The organism is Paenibacillus sp. JJ-100, from assembly GCF_948329825.1.
Classification (GTDB): domain Bacteria; phylum Bacillota; class Bacilli; order Paenibacillales; family Paenibacillaceae; genus Paenibacillus.
On sequence record NZ_CAOJCM010000005.1, the window covers coordinates 194219 to 214913 of the forward strand.

General features: G+C 45.1%; 20 protein-coding genes. 10 read left to right on the forward strand and 10 right to left on the reverse strand.

Annotation, left to right across the window (positions count from 1 at the left end; translation table 11 throughout):
* The first annotated feature begins 334 nt into the window (after positions 1-334).
* Positions 335-2032 carry a CPBP family intramembrane glutamic endopeptidase gene (locus PQG66_RS19070; protein WP_272039392.1) on the forward strand — a complete coding sequence of 566 codons (1698 nt, stop codon included), beginning with the start codon at positions 335-337 and terminating at the stop codon, positions 2030-2032.
* Here PQG66_RS19070 and uvrC read toward each other — a convergent pair.
* Positions 2001-4061 carry an excinuclease ABC subunit UvrC gene (gene uvrC / locus PQG66_RS19075; RefSeq protein WP_272039393.1) on the reverse strand — a complete coding sequence of 687 codons (2061 nt, stop codon included), beginning with the start codon at positions 4059-4061 and terminating at the stop codon, positions 2001-2003. The genes PQG66_RS19070 and uvrC overlap by 32 nt on opposite strands.
* A gap of 238 nt (positions 4062-4299) precedes the next feature.
* A complete protein-coding gene (trxA, locus tag PQG66_RS19080; RefSeq protein WP_272039394.1) occupies positions 4300-4617 on the reverse strand; it encodes a thioredoxin in 318 nt (105 codons plus the stop codon).
* 266 nt (positions 4618-4883) lie between these two features.
* On the opposite strand from trxA, the gene PQG66_RS19085 reads away from it, so the two are divergent.
* Positions 4884-5039: a YqzM family protein gene (locus PQG66_RS19085; RefSeq protein ID WP_272039395.1), complete on the forward strand. Its 156-nt coding sequence runs from the start codon at positions 4884-4886 to the stop codon at positions 5037-5039.
* Between the two features lie 189 nt (positions 5040-5228).
* Here the strand turns inward: PQG66_RS19085 and dnaI are convergent, their stop codons facing one another.
* The 3 genes from dnaI to PQG66_RS19100 all read right to left on the reverse strand — a co-directional run bounded on the left by dnaI (position 5229) and on the right by PQG66_RS19100 (position 8609).
* Positions 5229-6179, reverse strand: coding sequence for a primosomal protein DnaI (gene dnaI / locus PQG66_RS19090; RefSeq protein WP_272039396.1), 951 nt, complete (start codon positions 6177-6179; stop codon positions 5229-5231).
* 218 nt (positions 6180-6397) lie between these two features.
* Entirely contained in the window at positions 6398-7933 is a 1536-nt protein-coding gene (locus PQG66_RS19095; RefSeq protein WP_272039398.1) for a DnaD domain protein, read from the reverse strand.
* Positions 7934-8315: 382 nt separating this feature from the next.
* Positions 8316-8609, reverse strand: coding sequence for a YuiB family protein (locus PQG66_RS19100; protein WP_272039400.1), 294 nt, complete (start codon positions 8607-8609; stop codon positions 8316-8318).
* 226 nt (positions 8610-8835) lie between these two features.
* On the opposite strand from PQG66_RS19100, the gene hemQ reads away from it, so the two are divergent.
* A complete protein-coding gene (gene hemQ / locus PQG66_RS19105) occupies positions 8836-9582 on the forward strand; it encodes a hydrogen peroxide-dependent heme synthase (protein ID WP_272039511.1) in 747 nt (248 codons plus the stop codon).
* A gap of 348 nt (positions 9583-9930) precedes the next feature.
* Here hemQ and PQG66_RS19110 read toward each other — a convergent pair whose 3' ends face one another.
* Positions 9931-10185, reverse strand: a complete 255-nt coding sequence (locus PQG66_RS19110; RefSeq protein ID WP_272039401.1) for a hypothetical protein — start codon at positions 10183-10185, stop codon at positions 9931-9933.
* Positions 10182-11375: an NAD(P)/FAD-dependent oxidoreductase gene (locus PQG66_RS19115; RefSeq protein WP_272039402.1), complete on the reverse strand. Its 1194-nt coding sequence runs from the start codon at positions 11373-11375 to the stop codon at positions 10182-10184. The genes PQG66_RS19110 and PQG66_RS19115 overlap by 4 nt, the downstream gene beginning before the upstream one ends.
* Positions 11376-11878: 503 nt before the next feature.
* Here PQG66_RS19115 and PQG66_RS19120 point away from each other — a divergent pair.
* Together PQG66_RS19120 and PQG66_RS19125 are read left to right on the forward strand one after the other, a co-directional pair.
* Positions 11879-12880: an NAD(P)/FAD-dependent oxidoreductase gene (locus PQG66_RS19120; protein WP_272039403.1), complete on the forward strand. Its 1002-nt coding sequence runs from the start codon at positions 11879-11881 to the stop codon at positions 12878-12880.
* 77 nt (positions 12881-12957) lie between these two features.
* Positions 12958-13209, forward strand: a complete 252-nt coding sequence (locus PQG66_RS19125) for a hypothetical protein (RefSeq protein WP_272039405.1) — start codon at positions 12958-12960, stop codon at positions 13207-13209.
* Between the two features lie 21 nt (positions 13210-13230).
* Here PQG66_RS19125 and PQG66_RS19130 read toward each other — a convergent pair whose 3' ends face one another.
* On the reverse strand, positions 13231-13374 hold the full coding sequence (locus tag PQG66_RS19130; RefSeq protein WP_111269493.1) for a sporulation histidine kinase inhibitor Sda: 144 nt from the start codon (positions 13372-13374) through the stop codon (positions 13231-13233).
* 357 nt (positions 13375-13731) lie between these two features.
* Entirely contained in the window at positions 13732-14391 is a 660-nt protein-coding gene (locus tag PQG66_RS19135) for a YheC/YheD family protein (protein WP_272039406.1), read from the reverse strand.
* Positions 14392-14625: 234 nt separating this feature from the next.
* On the opposite strand from PQG66_RS19135, the gene PQG66_RS19140 reads away from it, so the two are divergent.
* The gene (locus PQG66_RS19140; protein ID WP_272039407.1) at positions 14626-14880 is read left to right on the forward strand and encodes a hypothetical protein; all 255 of its coding nucleotides are present in this window, start codon (positions 14626-14628) and stop codon (positions 14878-14880) included.
* Positions 14881-14906: 26 nt separating this feature from the next.
* On the forward strand, positions 14907-16433 hold the full coding sequence (locus tag PQG66_RS19145) for a Ppx/GppA phosphatase family protein (protein WP_272039408.1): 1527 nt from the start codon (positions 14907-14909) through the stop codon (positions 16431-16433).
* Here the strand turns inward: PQG66_RS19145 and ppk1 are convergent.
* The gene (ppk1, locus tag PQG66_RS19150; RefSeq protein ID WP_272039409.1) at positions 16393-18474 is read right to left on the reverse strand and encodes a polyphosphate kinase 1; all 2082 of its coding nucleotides are present in this window, start codon (positions 18472-18474) and stop codon (positions 16393-16395) included. The two genes, PQG66_RS19145 and ppk1, sit on opposite strands and share 41 nt — an antisense overlap.
* A gap of 246 nt (positions 18475-18720) precedes the next feature.
* On the opposite strand from ppk1, the gene PQG66_RS19155 reads away from it, so the two are divergent.
* The 3 genes from PQG66_RS19155 to PQG66_RS19165 all read left to right on the forward strand — a co-directional run.
* Positions 18721-18948 carry a hypothetical protein gene (locus PQG66_RS19155; protein WP_272039410.1) on the forward strand — a complete coding sequence of 76 codons (228 nt, stop codon included), beginning with the start codon at positions 18721-18723 and terminating at the stop codon, positions 18946-18948.
* 381 nt (positions 18949-19329) lie between these two features.
* The gene (locus tag PQG66_RS19160; RefSeq protein ID WP_442955130.1) at positions 19330-20388 is read left to right on the forward strand and encodes a glycoside hydrolase family 53 protein; all 1059 of its coding nucleotides are present in this window, start codon (positions 19330-19332) and stop codon (positions 20386-20388) included.
* Positions 20389-20428: 40 nt separating this feature from the next.
* A partial coding sequence (locus PQG66_RS19165; RefSeq protein ID WP_272039411.1) for a hypothetical protein occupies positions 20429-20695 on the forward strand: 267 nt, incomplete at its 3' end.

A 20695-nucleotide genomic window follows, 5' to 3' on the forward strand; every position in this document is an offset into this window, starting at 1 on the left:
ATATTGGAAGTTAATCAATTCCTGTTGACATTCATAGCTATGCTTGTTCTATTCGTTCCCTTGTTAAGCCCTGGACATGCGAATTTTTGCATATTTGCTTCAAAATTATAAGCGCTACAGCGATTATAAACAAAACGAATTTTGTGTAAATAACATCGAATTCGTTCAAAACGGGAAAAACGCTCAGTCTCAGCTAGCAAGATCCGATTCTTTCGAACATTTTCATTCATTTTCAATGTTTTGCACCTTTTTTCGTGTTGTAATTGGCATTAAGTGCATCCCCTGTGCTATCTTTACTTTAATATGTAATTGAATAAAGGAGGAACACCATTCTATGAATCCCTTAGGGCAGCCTTTGCAACTAAAGGCTAACTTCAAGCGTTTAGGCTTGCTTGCGGTGATCGGCCTGATTTTATTTTGTGTCTTTCAGATCTTTCCTGCAACTTCTTCACAAACGACCGAAATTTCTTCGACAATCCCCATCAGCAAGGAGCAAGCAATCGAATCTGCACGTTCATTCGCGGTTTCTATAGATGACTACATGCTTCCGAGCGATGACATCAAGCCTCTTGTAACGTATCAGACTCATTCTGACGTCTATGGCTATATGGCGAAGACAAAACAGCTTGATGCATATAATAAAAAATGGGAAACAACCTATCCTTACGATGTCTATCGTGTGCGTTTGCCAGATGAGGACAGAGGTGGCTACTTTAATGTTGACGTACACATGAAAACAGGGAAGGTCGTCGCTTTCAAACGTGTACAACCTTCCTCCCTCTATACAGCTGTTGAAGCAGAGCAAGAACAGGGATTGAAAAGCACTTCGGAGTCTCTTGCAGAGGGTAACATGGCATTGGATAAAAAAGAAGAACTGGCTGCAGGGGTTCTCCAACACTTCGGCTATGACGTCAATGCGCTTCAACTGGAGACAAGCGATGACGAACCAGGTCTGAAGTATACCGATGCGAGTAAAACGATTGGCAACGCCAATCTTGAATTGAAATTCACTTTTGAAGATGGAGCTGTTCGTTCTTTCGATCCCGGGTTCTCTGTCCCTCAATCTCATACGAGTTATGTCAAGGATCAGACCAAGCTAGCCAATTGGATGACTTACGGTGGTTACGCATTCCTGACATTTATTCTTGGGGTGCTTGCGATTATCTACAGCATTCTGACTCGTGCTCATACGTCGTTCAAACGCGGTGTCCTGTTATCGCTAGTGTACTTTGCAGCTTCCATGATCGGCACACTGAATATGTTACCTGTCTTTCAGGCACAAGGACTTTCCAATTTCATTCTGGTGTTCCTTTTGCTCATTCAAACAGGCGTTACACTTGTGATGAGTGCCTCCATCTATCTGTCACTTGTCGCAGGGGATGGTATGTGGCGCAAAATCGGATTTAATCCGTGGCCTCGGGCCAAAGAGCCCGGTTATGGTAAATATGTACTGCACAGCATGTATTCTGGCTACCTGTGGGCATTCATTTTGCTGGGTGTACAGTCCGTTCTGTTCTTCATTCTGGAGCGCAGCATCGGCACATGGTCTACTACTTCGCCGGAGCAATCGACATATAACATGACGTATGCCTGGATCTTCCCGATCATGGCCTGGATGGCCGGAATTGGTGAAGAAGCGGTCTATCGGTTGTTCGGTATTCGTATGATGCAAAAGGTTGTACGGAACACCTTTATCGCCTGCTTGATCCCAACGATTATATGGGCACTTGGACATACGTTGTACCCAATCTATCCAGTCATTTCCCGCCCAATCGAGTTAACGGTAATCGGACTGCTGTTCAGTCTGATCATGTTGCGTCATGGCTTCATTGCCGTCGTTTTCGCACATGTCATCTTCGACAGCCTGCTGATGGGACTTAGCTTGATTTTCATGGGAGACGCACTGAACATCGGCGCCGGCATCTTCTGGATTGTATTGCCAGCCATTGTTGGATATGTGATCTACCGTTTTAATCCAAAAGAAAAAGAGAAGCCGTATGTTACGACTCCTCATCACGAAGTGCTGCAATAATCTGTTTTGCCAATTTATCACCAATGGATAGAGGCCGGAAGTCTTCGACGCTGGCCTCTTTAATTTTGCGTAAAGAGCCAAAATGCTTCAGTAAAAGTTTGCGTCGCTTCTCTCCGATGCCTGGAATGGAATCCAGCCGGGAAGTAACCATGGATTTACCTCGCTGCTCACGGTGAAATGAGATTGCAAACCGGTGAACCTCTTCTTGAATCCGTTGAAGTAAATAGAACTCCTGACTATCCCGCGGCAAGTTAATAACCTCTGGTGGATTACCGATCATCAACTGTGACGTTTTATGCTTGGCATCCTTCACCAATCCGCAAACGGGAATAAAGAGCCCCAGCTCGTTTTCAAGCACATCCACAGCAGCTGAAATCTGACCTTTACCACCATCGACTACAATCAGGTCTGGCTGGGTGAGATTTTCTTTGAGCACACGCTCATAACGACGGCGAATCACTTCTCGCATCGTTTCATAATCGTCCGGCCCTTCAACAGAACGAACCTTATATTTGCGGTATTCTTTCTTGTCCGGTTTACCATCTGTAAAAACAATCATGGCCGATACCGGATTCGTTCCCTGAATGTTCGAGTTATCGAAAGCCTCAATTCGCCGCAACTGTTCCAGGCCAATCCAGCGTCCGAGTCCCTCGGAAGCTTTGGATGTCCGCTCTTCATTACGCTCAATAAGACGGAACTTCTCATCTAAAGCGACTCTTGCATTGTCGAGTGCCATCGTAATCATCTGACGTTTCAATCCACGTTGCGGAATGTGCACCTTAATCTCCAACCACTCCTGTAGGGATGCAGCCATCTGCAACGGATCTTCCATCTCGGATGGCAGTTTAGCGTCTGACGCATCTGGCGCTTCGGTTGAATGATTATAGGCGGTACGAGTCTCGGCAACAAGTGGCACGGAGGCAGCCGTTTGATCCATTCCAGCTTGCAATTCCTCCTGCGTAGATTCAGCCGTCACCACAGCATGAACATGGTCTGAAGGGTTAGCTTCATCAGCATTTTTTGTATTGTTCGTATCTTCGTCAGTGATTAGCTCTTTGGGCATCTCTGGTAGCAAAATTTCCTGCGGCAAAGCCGGATTGTCACTGTAGTATTGAGTTACATAGGACATAAAATCACTGTAAGGCTCCCCGTAAAACGGAAAAGTGGACACGTGACGTTCAATCATTTTTCCCTGACGCATATATAGAATCTGGACACACATCCAGCCTTTATCAATCGCAAACCCAAAGACGTCGCGGTCTCTGGCATCCGCCATCGTAATTTTCTGTTTTTCCATGATGGCATCAATGGCAATTACTTGATCACGTAGCTCTTTGGCACGTTCAAAATACAAGTCTTCAGCCGCTTCCTGCATCTTGCGTTGCAAATCTTTCTTAATCTCCTCATGCCCGCCACTTAGAAATGATCCAATCTCCTGAGAAATCTCATCATATTGCTCTTTTTTCACTTCTTTCACACAAGGAGCGAGGCATTGCCCCATATGGTAATACAGGCACACTTCCTTTGGCATTACACCACATTTGCGGAGTGGATACATACGATCCAGTAGTTTTTTGGTCTGGTGTGCTGCATACGAGTTCGGATAAGGTCCGAAGTATTTGGCTTTATCTTTCAGCACACGCCGGGTCACTTCGAGCCGTGGATGCTTTTCATTCGTTATTTTAAGATAAGGAAAAGTCTTATCATCTTTGAGCAAAACGTTATAACGAGGCATGTGTTTTTTAATCAGGTTACACTCCAGAATGAGTGCTTCCATGTTGCTGCCCGTGACGATATATTCAAAATCACGAATTTCGGAAACAAGTCGCTGTGTCTTTCCGTTATGACTGCCAATAAAATAAGATCGCACGCGGTTTTTCAACACTTTGGCTTTACCAACGTAAATAATCGTGCCCTCACTGTTTTTCATCAAGTAACAGCCCGGCATGTCCGGAAGCAGTGCGAGTTTGTGACGAATCTGCTCCAGTGCCTTCTCCTGCTCTTCTAACTTCTCCAAAAATGGGTCCATAATTCGGTGGTTCCTCCCTTCCGAGAAAATTGAAACCTTCACCTTACATGTTCCACTCCGATGACCTTTCCGTCCTCTTCGTTAATCATGTAAATTTCCAGTTTCATTTTATATTCGTTCATATATAATAAATTAGTTTCAGATTATGACTATATTACTTCTATATTGTCCTGCAAAGCGCTTTTCGACGCAAAACGCCCCCGGCATGTAAACCGGAGGCGATGTGTCAGCCTACATCTTATTGATGTTTTTCGATGATACCTTTGAGTGCTTCTTTCGAGTTCAGACCAACCACTTTATCTACCGGTTGACCATCTTTGAAGAAGATCAATGTTGGAATGCTCATTACACCAAAACGGGAAGCAGATTCTGGATTCTCATCCACGTTCACTTTAGCAATTTTTACGGAATCGCCAACTTCTGCGGACAATTCTTCCAAAATTGGCGCAAGCATTTTACAAGGACCACACCAAGGCGCCCAAAAATCAACCAAAACCGTTCCTTCTCCTTCGACTTCAGTGTTAAAGGATTGATCGGATACGTTAACAATAGCCATGAAATTGTCCTCCTTATATAGTACGTACGAATTTATTTTAACCTGTAACGTCGCGAACGACACTTCCAGTATAACACATGTTCGTTAAACTTGTGAAATGAACAGACTAATGTTCATCTTCCCAACATGAAATCTTCACAATTACAGCTTAAGCCAGCCTTCTGCAATTTCTTTACAAACGCTTTCTTTTCCAAGTATACTAAAATTACTCCAGATTGTAGCCCTGCTTGCAGGCCAAGCTGTCAATCTTCAAAGGAGGCAATACGATGGACGCTAATATTCGGATGACCGACCCGCGCGAACATGTGAACGAGGAGCCTCGTAACGATCTCTTCGATCTGGTTATGGGCGTTGTCGGTATGGGCGGTCTGATGACTGTCATCTTCTTTGGTATGGTTATTTTCAAATTCCTGACCGAATAGGATGTTCAGAGTTCTTACTCAGGCTCCGCACACCAGAAAAGCCCGGCTTTCGCATTAGTACGAAAGCCAGGCTTTTTTGATTCAAAGATAATTCAATACGTTGCATGGATGCGATTCGACTCATCGAGAGTCCTTTATTTGAGCAATTAGAAGCATCGACATGGAGAGAAAACAGTAATCTTCGAAGTCTTAACGTTTGCCCCGCTGATTCTCTCCACGAACTTGAATCACATCGACAAATGGGCGAATTCGGTCCATCAGACGCTGGCCTTTGTTTGTTTCCTCGCCATCCCGATTCGTGAAGCTCAAGTGTTTCTCCAACCCTTCAAGGTTGTAGTTGGACGTATAGAACGTTGGCTTGCGATTCATCCTATAGTTGAGAATGGAACCCATCACATGATCCCGTACCCACGGGTTAAGATTCTCCGCACCAATATCATCAAAAATGAGTAGATCGCAGCTTTTCAAAATGTCTGTCATTTCTTTCAGCTTCTGACCCTCACTGATCATGGACTTCAAATCTTCTACAAAGTCAGGCATATATATGATGACACCTGTATGACCTGCAACCGCGAGTTCGTGTAGCAGATAACACATGAGAAACGTTTTGCCGGTTCCAAATGAGCCTTCCAGATATAGCCCTTGCGTTGAAAGTCCGTTGGCCTTAGTCTCGCTGATATAACGAAGCACTTGATTAACTGCTGGCGCACGCATGCGATCCTTGCCCATAATCTCCACATCATTATATCCGGTACTAAGTGCACGCTCATCCACATAGAAACTGCGTATTCGCTGTTTGATCATATGCTCGTTCTGCCTAGCAATCTGTTTGGAACAAGGTGCTTTAATATCTATAATTTCGGGTTTACCGTTGAAGTTCTCTACTTCCAGTTTGCAAAAATGACCCTGAAAATCGTTGGGACAGTTGTCCAGTCCCGGACAATTCGCGCAGTTTTTCGAATCTTTGGCATACTGAAACAGCTTGCTCAGATCAGGCATGAGCTGTGCATCTTTCAGTTCGGGATGACCTGCACGGAACTCACGCACATATGGGTCTTCCAGCAAATCCGCCATAATTCGCTTCGACTGCTCACGAAAGGAAGGGTTCAGCTGCTGAAGCAGTCCTCCCAAGGATTCCATGGCTTCAAGCCCCCTTTTGAAGTAATCGATATCATTGAATATGGGACATCCTTATCCGCCTAATGTTCAATCATCGTACTGTTCATTCTATAGAAAAGCAGACAATAACTCAACTGATAGATTTGGAAAAACACTGTGTCTAGTAGATTACTATCCTATCAAAAAGACGAGTCGCCTCTCACAAGGGACTCGCCTGTATGACGTATACGACAACTTAACTATAATGTGCCTTTTTGCTTGCTTGCTTGCATCTCCTGAGCAAAACGCATCATCGCTTCGAATTCTTCCTCCGAGACGTCGTCTCCATCTTGGGTTATGTCTTGTACAATCGGAATTTCAGGTTTAGCTTTGGTTCCTTTGCCGTATGTACGGGTACGGGTTCCAGCTGATCCTGCAGCCTGTTTGCCTTTCACTTTCGCCTGATCACGAATATATTGCACAGCTTTCTCATACGTATTCACTTGCTTTAACAGCATATTAGAGGCAATCGCCTCTACAAAGTTACGGTTAATCCGTTGCTCTCCACCGGATACAAGCAATGCCATTAGATAATGAATCAATACGTTGATGACTTCACCAGGCAGTTTGTAGCTCAAATCAATTTTCTCGAACATATCAACCAGATTATCTGGCACAGCTCCTGGAAAAAAGGTCTGCAACAATCGTGTATACGGCTCATTACGTAGCATCATATTGTATTGATGAATATCACACTTGGTAGCAAATTGCGGCGGCACCTCGACATAATATTCCATCTGTACAACGTGCTCCACTGGCGGCTCAGCAGATTCTTCCAATGACTGTGGCTCCTCCATATGCTTCCGCAGAGCAACCACCTTGGCGGCTTGTACCGTCTGCTGTTCCTGACGTTTCTTCGTCTGTCTGAATTGCATACTCGCCTTGTGTTGCAGATCATCCAGCAGCAGCTGCCCTTGCGGGCTAAAGACACCATCTTCATCAAGCAAGCGACATACATCCTGCACACTGAGATTATACTTATTCACCACATAATTGACGATTCCGAGCTGCTCGTGATCAAAGCGAAGCTGTTCCACATAACGACGGTTCACAGACTCACGCGGGAATCTTAAAATGATATCGGCGTAATTCAGTGTGTTCTCTTCGGCCGCATCATTTGTTCCTGTTCGCTGCGCCGAGGTGGACACTTCGGATAATGCCTGCTCCAGCTCATAGTCGATGACATGGGTATTAAGTTCAAATATATCGTAAAACGGAACTGAAATATTCTCTTTATTAGCTGTGACATAAGGCGCGTCCCCGTTCTCAACTGCCGAAAAGCCAGCTCTCAGGGACAGCACGGCAAACTTGCCAATTTTGTCTCGGAGCAGCAATGTCAAATGCTGTGTGCGGAAAAACTCTGCTGGCGAGAGCGGCGGCTGCAGCTCATATTCATAGATATAATCATCATTTTCCGGAATATAAACCCGAGATGTCTGAAGGAGGCCCACTGCCTCCAGCTTGGACGCCTGTTCGACTAAATATTTACGGCCTTTCTCACTGGGTTCCAGCCCCAATGTCATGAATAGCCTCCGTTGCTGTTCAAGCGTGGAGTAACCGACCTGTTCCCCGGGAAGATGCTGAAATAACAGCCGATACAAGCCAATCGCAAAAGCACCTACCATAGGCTGGTAAGCTCCTGTAAGCATGCGATCGTCCAGGGCGCTTAGTCCAAACTCCCTGTATACGCAGTAGCGATGATGTTCAGTATAATGATGTAAATTCTTCATGCGCATAGCCTGATCTCCTTCTTCCCCAAAGGTTGTTTTTCTATTCTATCATAAATGTCTGATCCTCAAATGCTCAAAAACAGGTAAAAAACGTCCCCGTTCTCGCTCCGTTTCGTCCTAGGTCGACATCGTTCACGTTTTCGCAGAGTTGGGCGAATTTTCTAGCGAATCATTCCACAGTGTTGCTAGAGTACTATATAAGTTGCAGTCCAAGATTACAAGCGCAAATCGCTTAAATCTGTCCTGATCTATGCATATGAAACAAGTGGACAAACATTTCCACCTAACGTTGTTCACAGCAAAAAAGCCTTCCCTCTGCATGCGTAAGCGCTTGCATCAAGACAAGACTTTTTAGAGTCAAGGCAACATATGCCTTCACTTTCAGCCATTAGAACATACGATACCCACCTAGACGCAACTTCTGAATCGTCCAGCCACTGATCACTGCACCCGCCAGACCTGCTACCCCTGTCATGTAATCCACCAGCTGAAATGACCCTAGATGTGACACCAGCGTAGACGAATGATCCCACAAGGAGTATACCACCACAGGCAAAATAACGATCACGAACAAATAGGAAGGAAACCAAGTGGTCTTCATCAGCATATTCAAAATGAAACCGATACCAAACATCATAACAAAGAATAAAACCATTAATACGAGGACAGGTATAAACTGCATCGGCTAACGATCACCTCTTCTTTCACACTTTCGGTTATCTCTTCTGGATAGTAGTAAGTTTACCGCAAAAAATGTGGCGAAGCAACGAACTTTCTAGAGAAATCTCACCGTTTTCATGAGAAGATCATTTGCCCTTCTGCTTCGTGATGGGATACAATATAACGATAAAGCATTAAACCATCCCTACCGGGATTTGGAAATACAACCTGCAGGAGGAATAATATCCATGAACGAAGCTGCATCAACCCTAGAGGGCTGGTATGCCCTGCATGATTTCCGCTCGATGAACTGGACTGCTTGGAAAGCGGCGGATGATGAAGAGCGTGCTGTTGCTCTAGACGAGCTTCAGGAGTTTTGGAACGAATGGAAAAACGTTGAGGAAACTTCCCAAGGCAGTACCGTTGTCTATACCGTAGTAGGCCAGAAAGCAGACTTAGTCATGATGCATCTGCGCGAGACGCTGGAAGATCTAAAAGCAGTAGAGAACGCTTTCAACAAAACAACGTTTGCTAAATATACAACGAAAGCATATTCGTATGTGAGTGTCGTTGAACTGAGTAATTATCTCGGTAAAGAGGGCGAAGATCCGATGCAAAATCCGGAAATTGTTGCCCGCCTTAAACCCGTGCTGCCACAGCGGCAATACATCTGTTTCTACCCGATGAACAAAAAGCGTGAGTTGACGGACAACTGGTACATGCTGTCTATGGACGAGCGCCGCTCTATGATGCGCAGTCATGGCATGATTGGTCGCAGCTATGCAGGTAAAGTGAAACAGATCATTACCGGCTCCGTCGGATTAGACGATTGGGAATGGGGGGTAACTCTGTTTGCAGATGATGCACTTCAATTCAAAAAGCTGGTGTATGAGATGCGTTTTGATGAAGTGAGTGCACGCTATGGCGAATTCGGCTCGTTCTACGTAGGCAGCCTGCTGAATGAAAGTTCACTGGAAGAGATGTTGAAACTGTAATTTTGTATACATGCAAGAATCGTCCAGCCTTCCATTGAAGTAGGCTGGACGATTTTTTTTTCGTTACAGCAAAAAATCACCGCCGTACGTATTGCTCCGCGGTGATTTTTTGCTGATTAAGAATTATATCACTTTAAGCTTGATTTAGATTTATTTTAGTTAATCTAATTGTTTACACCAAAACGGAGAGGACAGAAATAAAATGGAAAAGCGAAGCGGTCGCCTTTATCACCGAATTTTTCCCTTTAACAAAAGGGAATCAAAAAATTTGGGGATAACAGCGATTGAAAGATTATTCTGTCATTGAAGTGTATAAGTGTAAACTATTCTTTTCAACTAACTGAAATCTCAATCCTGCTCCCCTTCATCAACCGCTTTCAGAGATTCGAGAAACTCGGCAGTTGCGCGATCACGGTCGCGCCCCTTCTCTTTTAGACGCTCAATTGCGGGCAGAATGAGAATATCTACTTCTTTCTGTACGATGTAGGCCAGGTCATATTGATTCTGTTCCTCCAAATAACCCCCTACTTGCATCAAACCATTATATCGATCCAGTTCCTCACGTGTTAATAACCCGCGAACCTGAACACTGCAATGTCTCATCCGAAAAACCGTCCTTTCCTCAGGACTAGCGGAATACCTCCGATAATGAACAAGTAGCGCAGATCCACCAGTTTTTTCAGCTGAGCTGCCTTCCAGCCCTTGTACTTCTTATCGCCAACGACGGCAATGGCCTCCCCTTTACCCAGAGAAGCTACGGTACCTTTGCTGGTAAACTCGAAAGGTTGAGGTTGCTTGTTACGAATGGCAGCCACAATATTCTTGGCACAATTCACACCCTGCTGCATCGCAATCTGTGCTGTCGGTGGATAAGGTTTGCCATCCTTGTTAAATACAAGAGAATTGTCCCCAATAACATACACATGTTCATGCCCGGGAGCACGCAAATATTCATCCACCTTCACACGGCCGCGCATCACTTCAAGACCAGCCTGTTCAAGTAAAGAGTTCCCGCGAATACCACCAGTCCATACCACTGTGGCTGCTTCAATCTTTTCGCCTTCACCAATTATAACGCCATCAGGAAGACATTGCTTGATCGGAACACCGATTTTAAATGTCACGCCTTTTTTCTTCAACACACTCATTGCATGCTCCACAAGCTCCGGATCAAACCCTGGTAGCGCAGAAGGCGCAGCTTCGACGTTATAAATATGTACATGTTTTGGATCAACATCAAATTCCTTGCACAACTGCGGAATTCGATCAGCCAGTTCAGCGACAAACTCAACTCCACTGAAGCCAGCTCCGCCTACTACAAAACGAATACGATTTCGTTTATTATCATTTTTGTACATTGCGAATTGATATTCAATGTGTTCCCGAATCAGCCTCACGGAGTTGATGCTGCGAATGGTCATCGCATAATCAAGCATCCCTGGTATACCGAAGGTCTCCGGCTCCCCACCCAGTCCAATAATCAAGTAATCATAGGACAGCGTCCCATCCTCCAGTATGACTTTACGGTCCTGAAGACGTATTTCTTTCACTGACGATTTCACGAGATCAATCTTGAACTCATCAATCAGTTTGGAAATAGACACTCTTGCGTGCTCTATTTTATCCGTGCCTGCTGCCGGCATATGTAGATGGGTTGTAATATAGTGGTAATCATGCCGATTCACTAATGTGACATCAGCTTCGTTGTAATTTAGCTCTTTCTGCAGCCGCTGGGCTGTCAGAATCCCGCCATATCCCGCTCCGAGAATGACAATTTTGGGAATGCTGCTCATATCTGTACTCCTTCCGGTTTCGCTCGCTTCCCCTCTGGATCAGATGGAATGCAAATTGCTCTTACTTACAAGTATTGTGGAGGTCTTATCCATTATGACGAAAATTGTAAACTTCATGTATGGTTTAGAGCTTTTATCCGCATATTATCGCTTTTAGTTGTGAATTTAACCACAAGTTTCCACAAAGCGCAGAGGTTGTCTGAACCTAACGTCATCTTTTTAAATGGACCAAAATTACACATAGTACAGGTCAAGGATATCTGTATTTCTCGCAAAGATCAAGAGTTTTTGTTATTTTTCATAACCTTTCATTTCCAATTTCATCCTTTTCTCACCAGAACTTCATCATTTATTCTTGATTTCGTGATCCAGCTAACTTTGCAACCCAGATTACACCGTTTATAATAGGAAAGACAGTTTGAGCACTATGCAGATTATTTGACGTAATTTGCAAAATAAATTCTGGTCTCTACCTATTAAAATAAGAAAGGTGTTGTTGATTGTTGACTGCACAGAATTCCGGTCATGAAATGACCGATTTGCTTATTATTGGCGGCGGTCCTGCGGGCCTGTTCGCTGCATTTTACGGAGGTATGCGTCAAGCGTCTGTTACACTTGTTGAAAGTATGCCACAGCTTGGTGGACAGCTTGCTGCTCTTTACCCCGAAAAATACATTTACGATGTGGCTGGTTTCCCTAAAGTCACTGCTCAGGAACTGGTCAATAACCTGATGGAGCAGATGAACCATTTCAATCCTAACATCCGCTTGGAAGAGAAAGTGGTGTCTGTGGAGAAAAAAGAAGAACAGCATTTCATCGTAAAGACCGATGAGAATGAATATCATGCCAAAGCCGTTATCATTACGGCTGGGGTTGGCGCTTTTGAACCTCGCCGCCTTGAACTTGAAGGTGCAGCAAAGTTCGAGAAAACCAATCTGCATTACTTCATCAATGATTTAAACGCTTTTGCTGGTAGAAAAGTTTTGATCAGTGGTGGCGGAGATTCTGCTGTAGACTGGGCTCTTATGTTGGAGCCAATTGCTGAGCAAGTGACACTGATTCACCGCAGGGACAAGTTCCGTGCGCATGAGCACAGTGTAGAAAACCTGATGAATTCCAAAGTTAACGTGGTAACCCCAACCGAAATTGCGGAACTTCATGGAGATGACACCATCACGAAAGTCACTCTTGCTCATGTAAAAACCAAAGAAACGCAAGAAATTGAAGTGGATGATGTTATTGTTAACTTTGGTTTCGTATCATCTCTCGGGCCGATTGCGGAGTGGGGAATCGAGATTGAGAATAACTCTATCGTTGTGGACTCGCGTATGGAAACGTCTATTCCTGGCATTTTTGCTGCTGGCGATATAACGACATATCCTGGCAAATTGAAACTGATCGCTGTTGGATTCGGTGAAGCTCCAACTGCGGTGAACAATGCGAAAGTATACTTCGATCCAGATGCCAAGTTATCACCTGGACATAGCAGTAACATGAAGCGCTAATTGGACAACGATACGATAAAATGATACAAAAAAGGGTATCTTACTCCTGAACAAACTCATGATCAGGAGGGATACCCTTGTCTTATATATGCCCGCTGTGTAACGGTCTGGTTGTACCGGAGCAGGCTTGTCCCCACTGCCTTCAGGGACTTTCAGAATGCGGCAAATTGGACGACTACACCGGACCATACAGCCCTTATGAACTTCAAGCCTGCTCTGACATGACAGACGAAACCAAGAGCATCTGTAATCACTTGATGTATTGTCACCATTGTCAGACAAGCTTGCTGCTGCCTGTATCTTTATGGGACTTGTCCGGAAACGAGTAACATTGCCTGCAATGAGGATCTCTAGTGAAGAATGGCAGATACGTTGGTATCCAGTTTGCGCTTATGAATTTCTGCCAAAAGCAGCGCGATGAAATCTCGTTCGAGATCCAGTTCGATCGCTTTATGGTAGGAATCCAACAACATCTCATCGGATAACATAGCCATTTCCCGCCACAACCTTTCCTTTATTTTCCTCAAAACTATCATATCAGAGATCCTTAAAGAGAACAAGCGTTCCTGTTATCCACAACAATATGTGGAAATCCTGTGTATAGTTTGTTGATAATTGGAAAAAACTTAGATTATATAACAGTGGATAATGTGGATATTATTTATACACAGGACCTTATGATTATCCTACTAGAACAATGAATAAATATTTTTTTAGGAACCCATTTTCATATTTTCCAAGAATACTCCAATAAAATTACCCAAAGCTCAGATATTTCAAACACTCGCCTGTAATTCTTCTTGTTAATACTATCGGTTTTTTCTGTTATTTCTTTAGTTTTCCAGTCATCTTCATTGTGGTCTTGTATTCACTTCCAAAATCCAAATCCTGCCCGAGTGATCCAATCCATAATCGAATCCTAGCTGGCCGATCCCCGGGAACTGGCTTTCCATAATGTGTGTGCAATTCAAAGTTAACGAGCGCATCTCATGTCGCTTATATCGGTTAGCAATGTGTGGTAGCGATAAAGCCAGTGCTTTCTTACCAGACAGCATCGTGCCCCCCTTGCTCAGATTCGTTACACATAAACCTGGACGCGCAAGCCTTCCGACCAACGAGCGGAATACCCAGCCATGCTCAGTTTTAACCACCTTTACTCTGTAATCCACAGGTCTGCCATCGATGGTCGCAAGATGAATCCCTTGCTGAATCAAATATTTTCTTCTGGCCTTCACCCTTACCAGGGAACGATACATTTGTGTAAAGCTTGTGAATGAACGATTCACCTGCATATGTGTATACCTGTAGATATTGCCGCTTCTGGATACTCTGATCACGCCATATCCTCCGCCGCCTACAATGGGTTTAATAAATACCATTCCATGACGCTGTAGCATGTATAACAGATTTCTTGAATTAAATGCCTTTGTTTGTGGAATATGAACAGCAGCCACCGGATATTTCATTAACGCAGCAGTCTTTCTCCATTTACTTGCTAACTGTCTCGACATGGGTTGATCTCCTCTCTCTACATCATCGTCCTTCCTTATACATACTCAACCCATGGATGGTATTCTTGGATGATTGTCCAAGGCAGGGGCCTCTTTTCTATGGAACATGCCCCGCTTCATTAGAAGCAATTCAGGACAATAGTGGTCGCTTTTCAAACGCTTCAATCTGTCGTATGCTACTAAAGAATGATTTGTATTGGCAAAAAATGAAGATCTAAGGAGCGTTCAGAAGACATGGAAGCATTTTTTAAATCACTTTACGGTGTAGCCTATGTCGCAATATCCATTGTACTCGTCGCGGTGACGGCACTGCTCTTCGTGACTGGTATTCGTCTGTTTATCCAAAAACGTAATCGCGGCTTCGCCCTGAGTTGTATTATATTTGCATGTTTCATCGTCTTTATCATCGTCGTTTTGTTGACAACGCCCTTCTCTGCCACGCCTCCGGGCTCACCAGAAGCCATGGCTGCCCTGCTGCGCTACGGGTAAATGAACCTCTGTAGAAGGAGATGCTTATGACACGTAATAAAACACTTGGAATTGTTGATATTGGCTCGAACTCCATCCGTCTAGTAATCTATGAAGTGAATAACGATGGAGCGTACCGCATTATTCATGAAGACAAGTATGCTGCTCGGCTTAGTGGAGTTGTGGAACAGGATGGCTCTATTCAGAAGTCGTCCTTAACGACAGCGATAACTATCTTGCGGCAATTCAAAACCATCTGTGAGGCATATGAGACCGAGCTGATTCGAGCTGCAGCGACAGCAGCAATTCGTAATGCGACCAATGCGGCACAGATTATAGCATGGCTGGAGAGTGCAACTGGACTTACGATCGAATGTGTTTCTGGTGATCGGGAAGCATACTATGGATTTTTGGGCGTCATTCAGTCCATTGAACTAACGGATGGATTTGTGGTTGATATCGGGGGTGGTAGCACGGAGATCACCGTATTCCGCAATCGCGAAAGATTACATAGCGTTTCCTTGCCGATCGGTGCCGTAAACTCACATGCCCGTTATGGAGGCGAGGATCAATGGTCAGAAGCCAATCAAGATGCACTATGCAGGGACGTCACTGAAGCACTACACGGACTGGATTGGATCGGAGAACACCCGGGCCTACCTTTGATTGGACTAGGCGGAACGATGCGTACACTTGCAAAAGTAGAGCAAAAGCGCACACAATACTCTCTTCCTGTGACACATCATTATGAAATGGGAGAAGAGGCAATGGAAAATATCGCTCGTTCGCTGCCCTCCCTTACTTCAGCCCAACGCAAAAAGGTCCCTGGTCTTGCCAAGGATCGAGCCGATATTATTGTACCGGGCGTGCTGATTCTGCGAACGATCTTCCGCATCATCCAAGGCGATCGTTATGTTGTCAGCGGAGCCGGACTTCGTGACGGAGTACTAAGGGATTACCTAGCATCAGGTCAACCTTCGGCACCAGATGCACTGAAGGACAGCATCCGTAATTTTCTTCATTACGGTCCGCCCATTCCAGCAAAACGTCTGAATCGGATTCATCAGGATGCAGTGATCCTATACACCGCCGTGCAGGAGGCAGAACCTGACCCATCTGACGAGCGAATCCTGTACGCCTCCTCTATGCTGCATGTGGCTGGCAAACAGATTAACTATTTCCGGTACACACAGCACTCAGCATACTGGATTATGAATGCAAGTATCTATGGTCTCTCCCATAGAGAAACTATTCTTAGTGCGATTGCGGCCGACTATCATCCGAAAAAGAGAACACCTCAATTGTTGCAAAAGCATGCGGACATTCTGAAAGATTCCGACGAGCAGCATGCTCATCGCATTGGCTCCCTGCTACGTGCAGCCGAAGCGATCAACCGTGCGGAGAGCATTACCGCCATTCACGCAGTCAAAGAAAAAGACTCGCTGCAGGTTACATTGACCTGTACAGACGAGCCTTTATTGGAACTGAACGGCTTAGAAGATGCCATCAAAGATCTGCAGGAAGCCTGGGGAGTTACGCTAAAACACTCCATTCAGCAGGCTTCCAAGGGATAATACCCATCGCCTCCGTCTGACTTCTCAGCGGGGGTTTTTCATTTTCTACAAATATATAATTACCGTTTGGCATAAGCTGTCTGGCCTTCACATTATCATTCAGCGACAGATTCAAAATATCCACCAGCATCTTTTTTAATGAAGGGTCGAATACGGGACACATTAGCTCAATACGTCGGTTCAGGTTCCGCGACATCCAGTCTGCGCTAGAAATGAAGACGTCCGGGTTGCCTCCGTTTTCGAAATAGAACAACCGTGAATGCTCAAGGAAGCGATCTACGATGCTAATTACGCGAATATTCTCACTGAGCCCTTCGACGCCAGGACGTAGGCAACACACCCCACGGACAATCAGATCAATCTGCACCCCTGCTTGAGAGGCAACATATAGTTGATCAATCATATCCTGATGAGATAGGGAGTTGATCTTGGCAATGATACGGGAACGTTTACCTTTTAAGGCATGCTCTGTCTCCCGCTGAATCAGTGCAAAGAGCTCGTCCTTCATCCCGTCTGGCGCCACCCGAAATGCTTGCAATGCCTTCGGACCGGAATAACCAGTAATCTCGTTAAACAGTTCAGAAGCATCTTCCCCGATGATCGGGTTAGAGGTGAACAGACCCACATCCGTATACACTTTAGCCGTGCTTTCGTTGTAATTGCCCGTACCGACGTGAACGTAACGTCGCAGTCCTTGCTGCTCCCGGCGTACAACGAGGATGATCTTGGCATGTGTTTTCAGCCCAACGAGACCATAGACAACATGACAACCTGCTTTCTCCAATTTACGTGCCCAAGCAATATTCCGTTCTTCATCAAATCGGGCTTTTAGCTCTACAACGACGGTAACCTGCTTTCCACTCTCTGCTGCGAGAGCGAGCGCCGGAATAAGTCGAGAATCACCATTCACTCGGTAGAGCGTCATCTTAATGGCTAATACTTGTGGATCTTCCGAAGCTTCCAGAATAAAATCCGTTACCGGTTCAAAGGATTCGTAGGGGTGATGGACCAAAACATCCCGTCTGCGCAGCAACTCAAAATGACTCTCCCTTGGCAGAAACTCAGGCGGATACACTGGTTGTACAGGACTGTACTTTAGATGAGAGAAGCCTTCAAGGCTATCTACAAATCCGCCCAGGAAGCTGAGATCAAGTGGTCCGTCGATTTCAAAGATCGGGTCCTGAATCTCAAATTCGTCTTGCAGCTCCTTCAGTGCGTCACTACGGAAATCCTTGCACACTTCCAGTCTGACAGGAGCCCCGCGGCGTCTGCGGCGCAATTCTTTTTCAATGGCTTCCAGCAAGTCTTCCGCTTCCTCTTCATTAATGGAGAGATCCGCGTTTCGAGTCACCCTGAACTCCTGTACAGCCAGCGATACATATCCGCTAAACAGGGTATGCACATGATGTTTAATTAAATCTTCAATTAGAATGAATGTTTTTTTCTTGCTGTTGGCCCGCAGGGGCACTTTCACGATCCGAGGAAGATTGGATGGTACCTGCACGATGGCCATAAATGGCTCATCTTTCTGTTCGTCTTCTTTTTGCAGCATAATCGAAAGATACACCGACTTGTTGTGAACCAGCGGGAACGGCCGGCTCTGGTCGATGGCCATGGGTGTCAGTATCGGAAAAATAATGTCATGATAGTATTGGTCCATAGCCTTTTGCTGTGTCACATTAAGATCCACATACTCCTGGATGTGCACACCCTTCTTCGCGAGAAGGCGAATGAGCTCACGGTACGTTTTATATTGCTCCGCGACCATAGCCCCGGTTCGTTTAATCAATCTGCGGTACAGCCCCGAAGGGGTATATCCTGTAAAATCTTTTTGCGTGAATCCAGCCTTAATCTTTTCCTTCGTCTCTGCAAGTCGCACACTGACAAACTCATCCAGATTGCTGGCAACGATACCAAGGAACCTCATTCGCTCCAGCATCGGTGTAGTGGGATCTTGAGCCTCCTGAAGCACACGCCGATTAAATTCAATCCAACTTAAATCACGATTAACATAATTGCCCGTTCTAATATCCTTCTGCATGTGTGGCCTCCGAATGTGATGCATGTCAATTCTAATTCGAACTCTACTATGATTGTACTATTCGTAATCGACTCCAAGCGTCATCGGAATGTTAACGTATTGTTAAATTTATGTAAATGATAACTCATGAGCGCAACTTTTTCCATCCCTTTACAAAGAACATTAGACAAGGTAAAGTGAACTACAGTGTGATTTGATCGGCTGTCGTTTTTATTCCAAATTTAAGCTATTTTAAAGGAGTATCTCATGAAATCGAACAAACCTAGAACATTGCAAAAAAACATTGAATTTTTCACTGCGGCACTGTCGCAATGTGTAGTCATTGCATGGCAAGAAGATCCTGCCGGTGTATACTGTGAAGTCGGCCGCGGCATTGTCGAGCAGATCAGTGATGACAGTGTGCGGATTCGCAACGAAAACGGAACGAAGAGCCATTATGCAAGGGAAACAACCATGTTTCAAACTGAAAAATAATTTTGCGCAAATACGAAAAAAAAGACTAGCATTTCGAAATAGTATGTTGTATACTCTTCCCACAAGGAAAGGAGGTGCGTCAACATATCTAATCACATGTTGAACGTGTCCCTTACCCGATCCACAACTTCCAAATAATTTGGATGATGATGGAGGCGCGGGATACGGATCAATGTTTAAAAAAGCGCCACGGGTAGAAAAGCCGTCTTCGGACGGCTTTTTGTTTTGTCTCTTATAATTGATCGAAACATACCTATTGAACATAACGATTTTAGAGGTTAAGAAAACAACCAAAATATTGGAAATCGACCCTTTAGCCGTATGATCTCATAAGACTATAATGAGGATGCATCTCAACTTATATCGAGGAGGCATGTCGTAATGTCCAAAAATGTAAGGGGTTTCAAAAGAATGAGCATTCTGCTGGCTTGGGTCATGGTATTCACTTTCACTTCCATCTTACTGCCCTCAAGCCAGCACGCCAGCGCTGCACCCAGTTTTGCCAAAGGAGCCGACATCAGTTGGGTTCCCGGTATGGAAGCTCAAGGCTACAAGTGGAAAGATAAAAACGGAGTACAACGAGACATCATTGATATTCTGAAAAAAGATTACCAGATTAACTCCGTTCGAATCCGGGTTTTCGTTAATCCATCGAATGATTATGGTAACGGTTACATGAATAAAGACCGCGCTGCTTCTCTCGCACAACGCGCCAAAAACGCAGGCATGAGTGTAATGCTGACGCTTCATTACAGCGATTCCTGGGCAGATCCAGGCAAACAAACCAAACCCGCAGCTTGGAAAAACTATACGTTCCAGCAATTAATGGATGCTGTCTGGAATCACACTCGTGAAGTCATGACCGCTATGCAAAGCAAGGGTGTAACCCCAGATTGGGTACAGATTGGTAACGAAACGAGTAACGGCATGTTATGGGACGATGGCAAAGCTTCAACGAACATGAAGAACTATGCATGGCTCGTGAACACAGGACATAATGCTGTAAAATCCATCAGCAGCGGCACGAAAACGATTGTACATCTGGCTGGTGGCGATGATAATGCCCTGTTTGTTTGGAACATCGGTGGACTGATCAACAACGGAGCTAATTTTGATATGATCGCCATGTCTCTCTATCCTTCCGCTTCCGGCTGGAATACTGCGGTAACCAACACGGTGAACAATGCGAAGGATCTGATCAATCGTTATGGTAAAGAAATTATGATCTCTGAAATTGGCATGGACAATAATCAGGCGGCAGCAGGTAAAGCCTTTGTTGCAGCGATGAAAAATCAAATTCGTAATTTGCCGAGTGGAAAAGGGAAAGGTGTATTTTACTGGGAGCCGCAAGCTACCCCTGGTTATAACGGTGGATACGGCAAAGGCGCTTGGCAGTCGAATATGATGCCGACGGCTACCATGGAAGGGTTCATTGACTAAGCACAGGGATTAGAAGCCAATGTGGGGGGAGGAGCTGCGAGTGAACGTTCCGGGGGCGGGGCGTTCTTTCGATCGCTGGTTGTCCTCGGATCGTTTTGGATTTCCCCTTCATAGGGAAACATCCGATGACAAACGCGAACGCTTCGCTTCTACAGAATCGCTCCCGCCCCCTCCACTACGCGCTGCTCCAAGGGACAGGCTTCTAAAACGGGCTTCGGCATTTCACGGAAGCAGGGGAAAACCCTCGAGGGAGGGAGCTGCGGTGGGCGTTCCGGCGGTGAGTCGTTCTTTCGATCGCTGGTTGTCC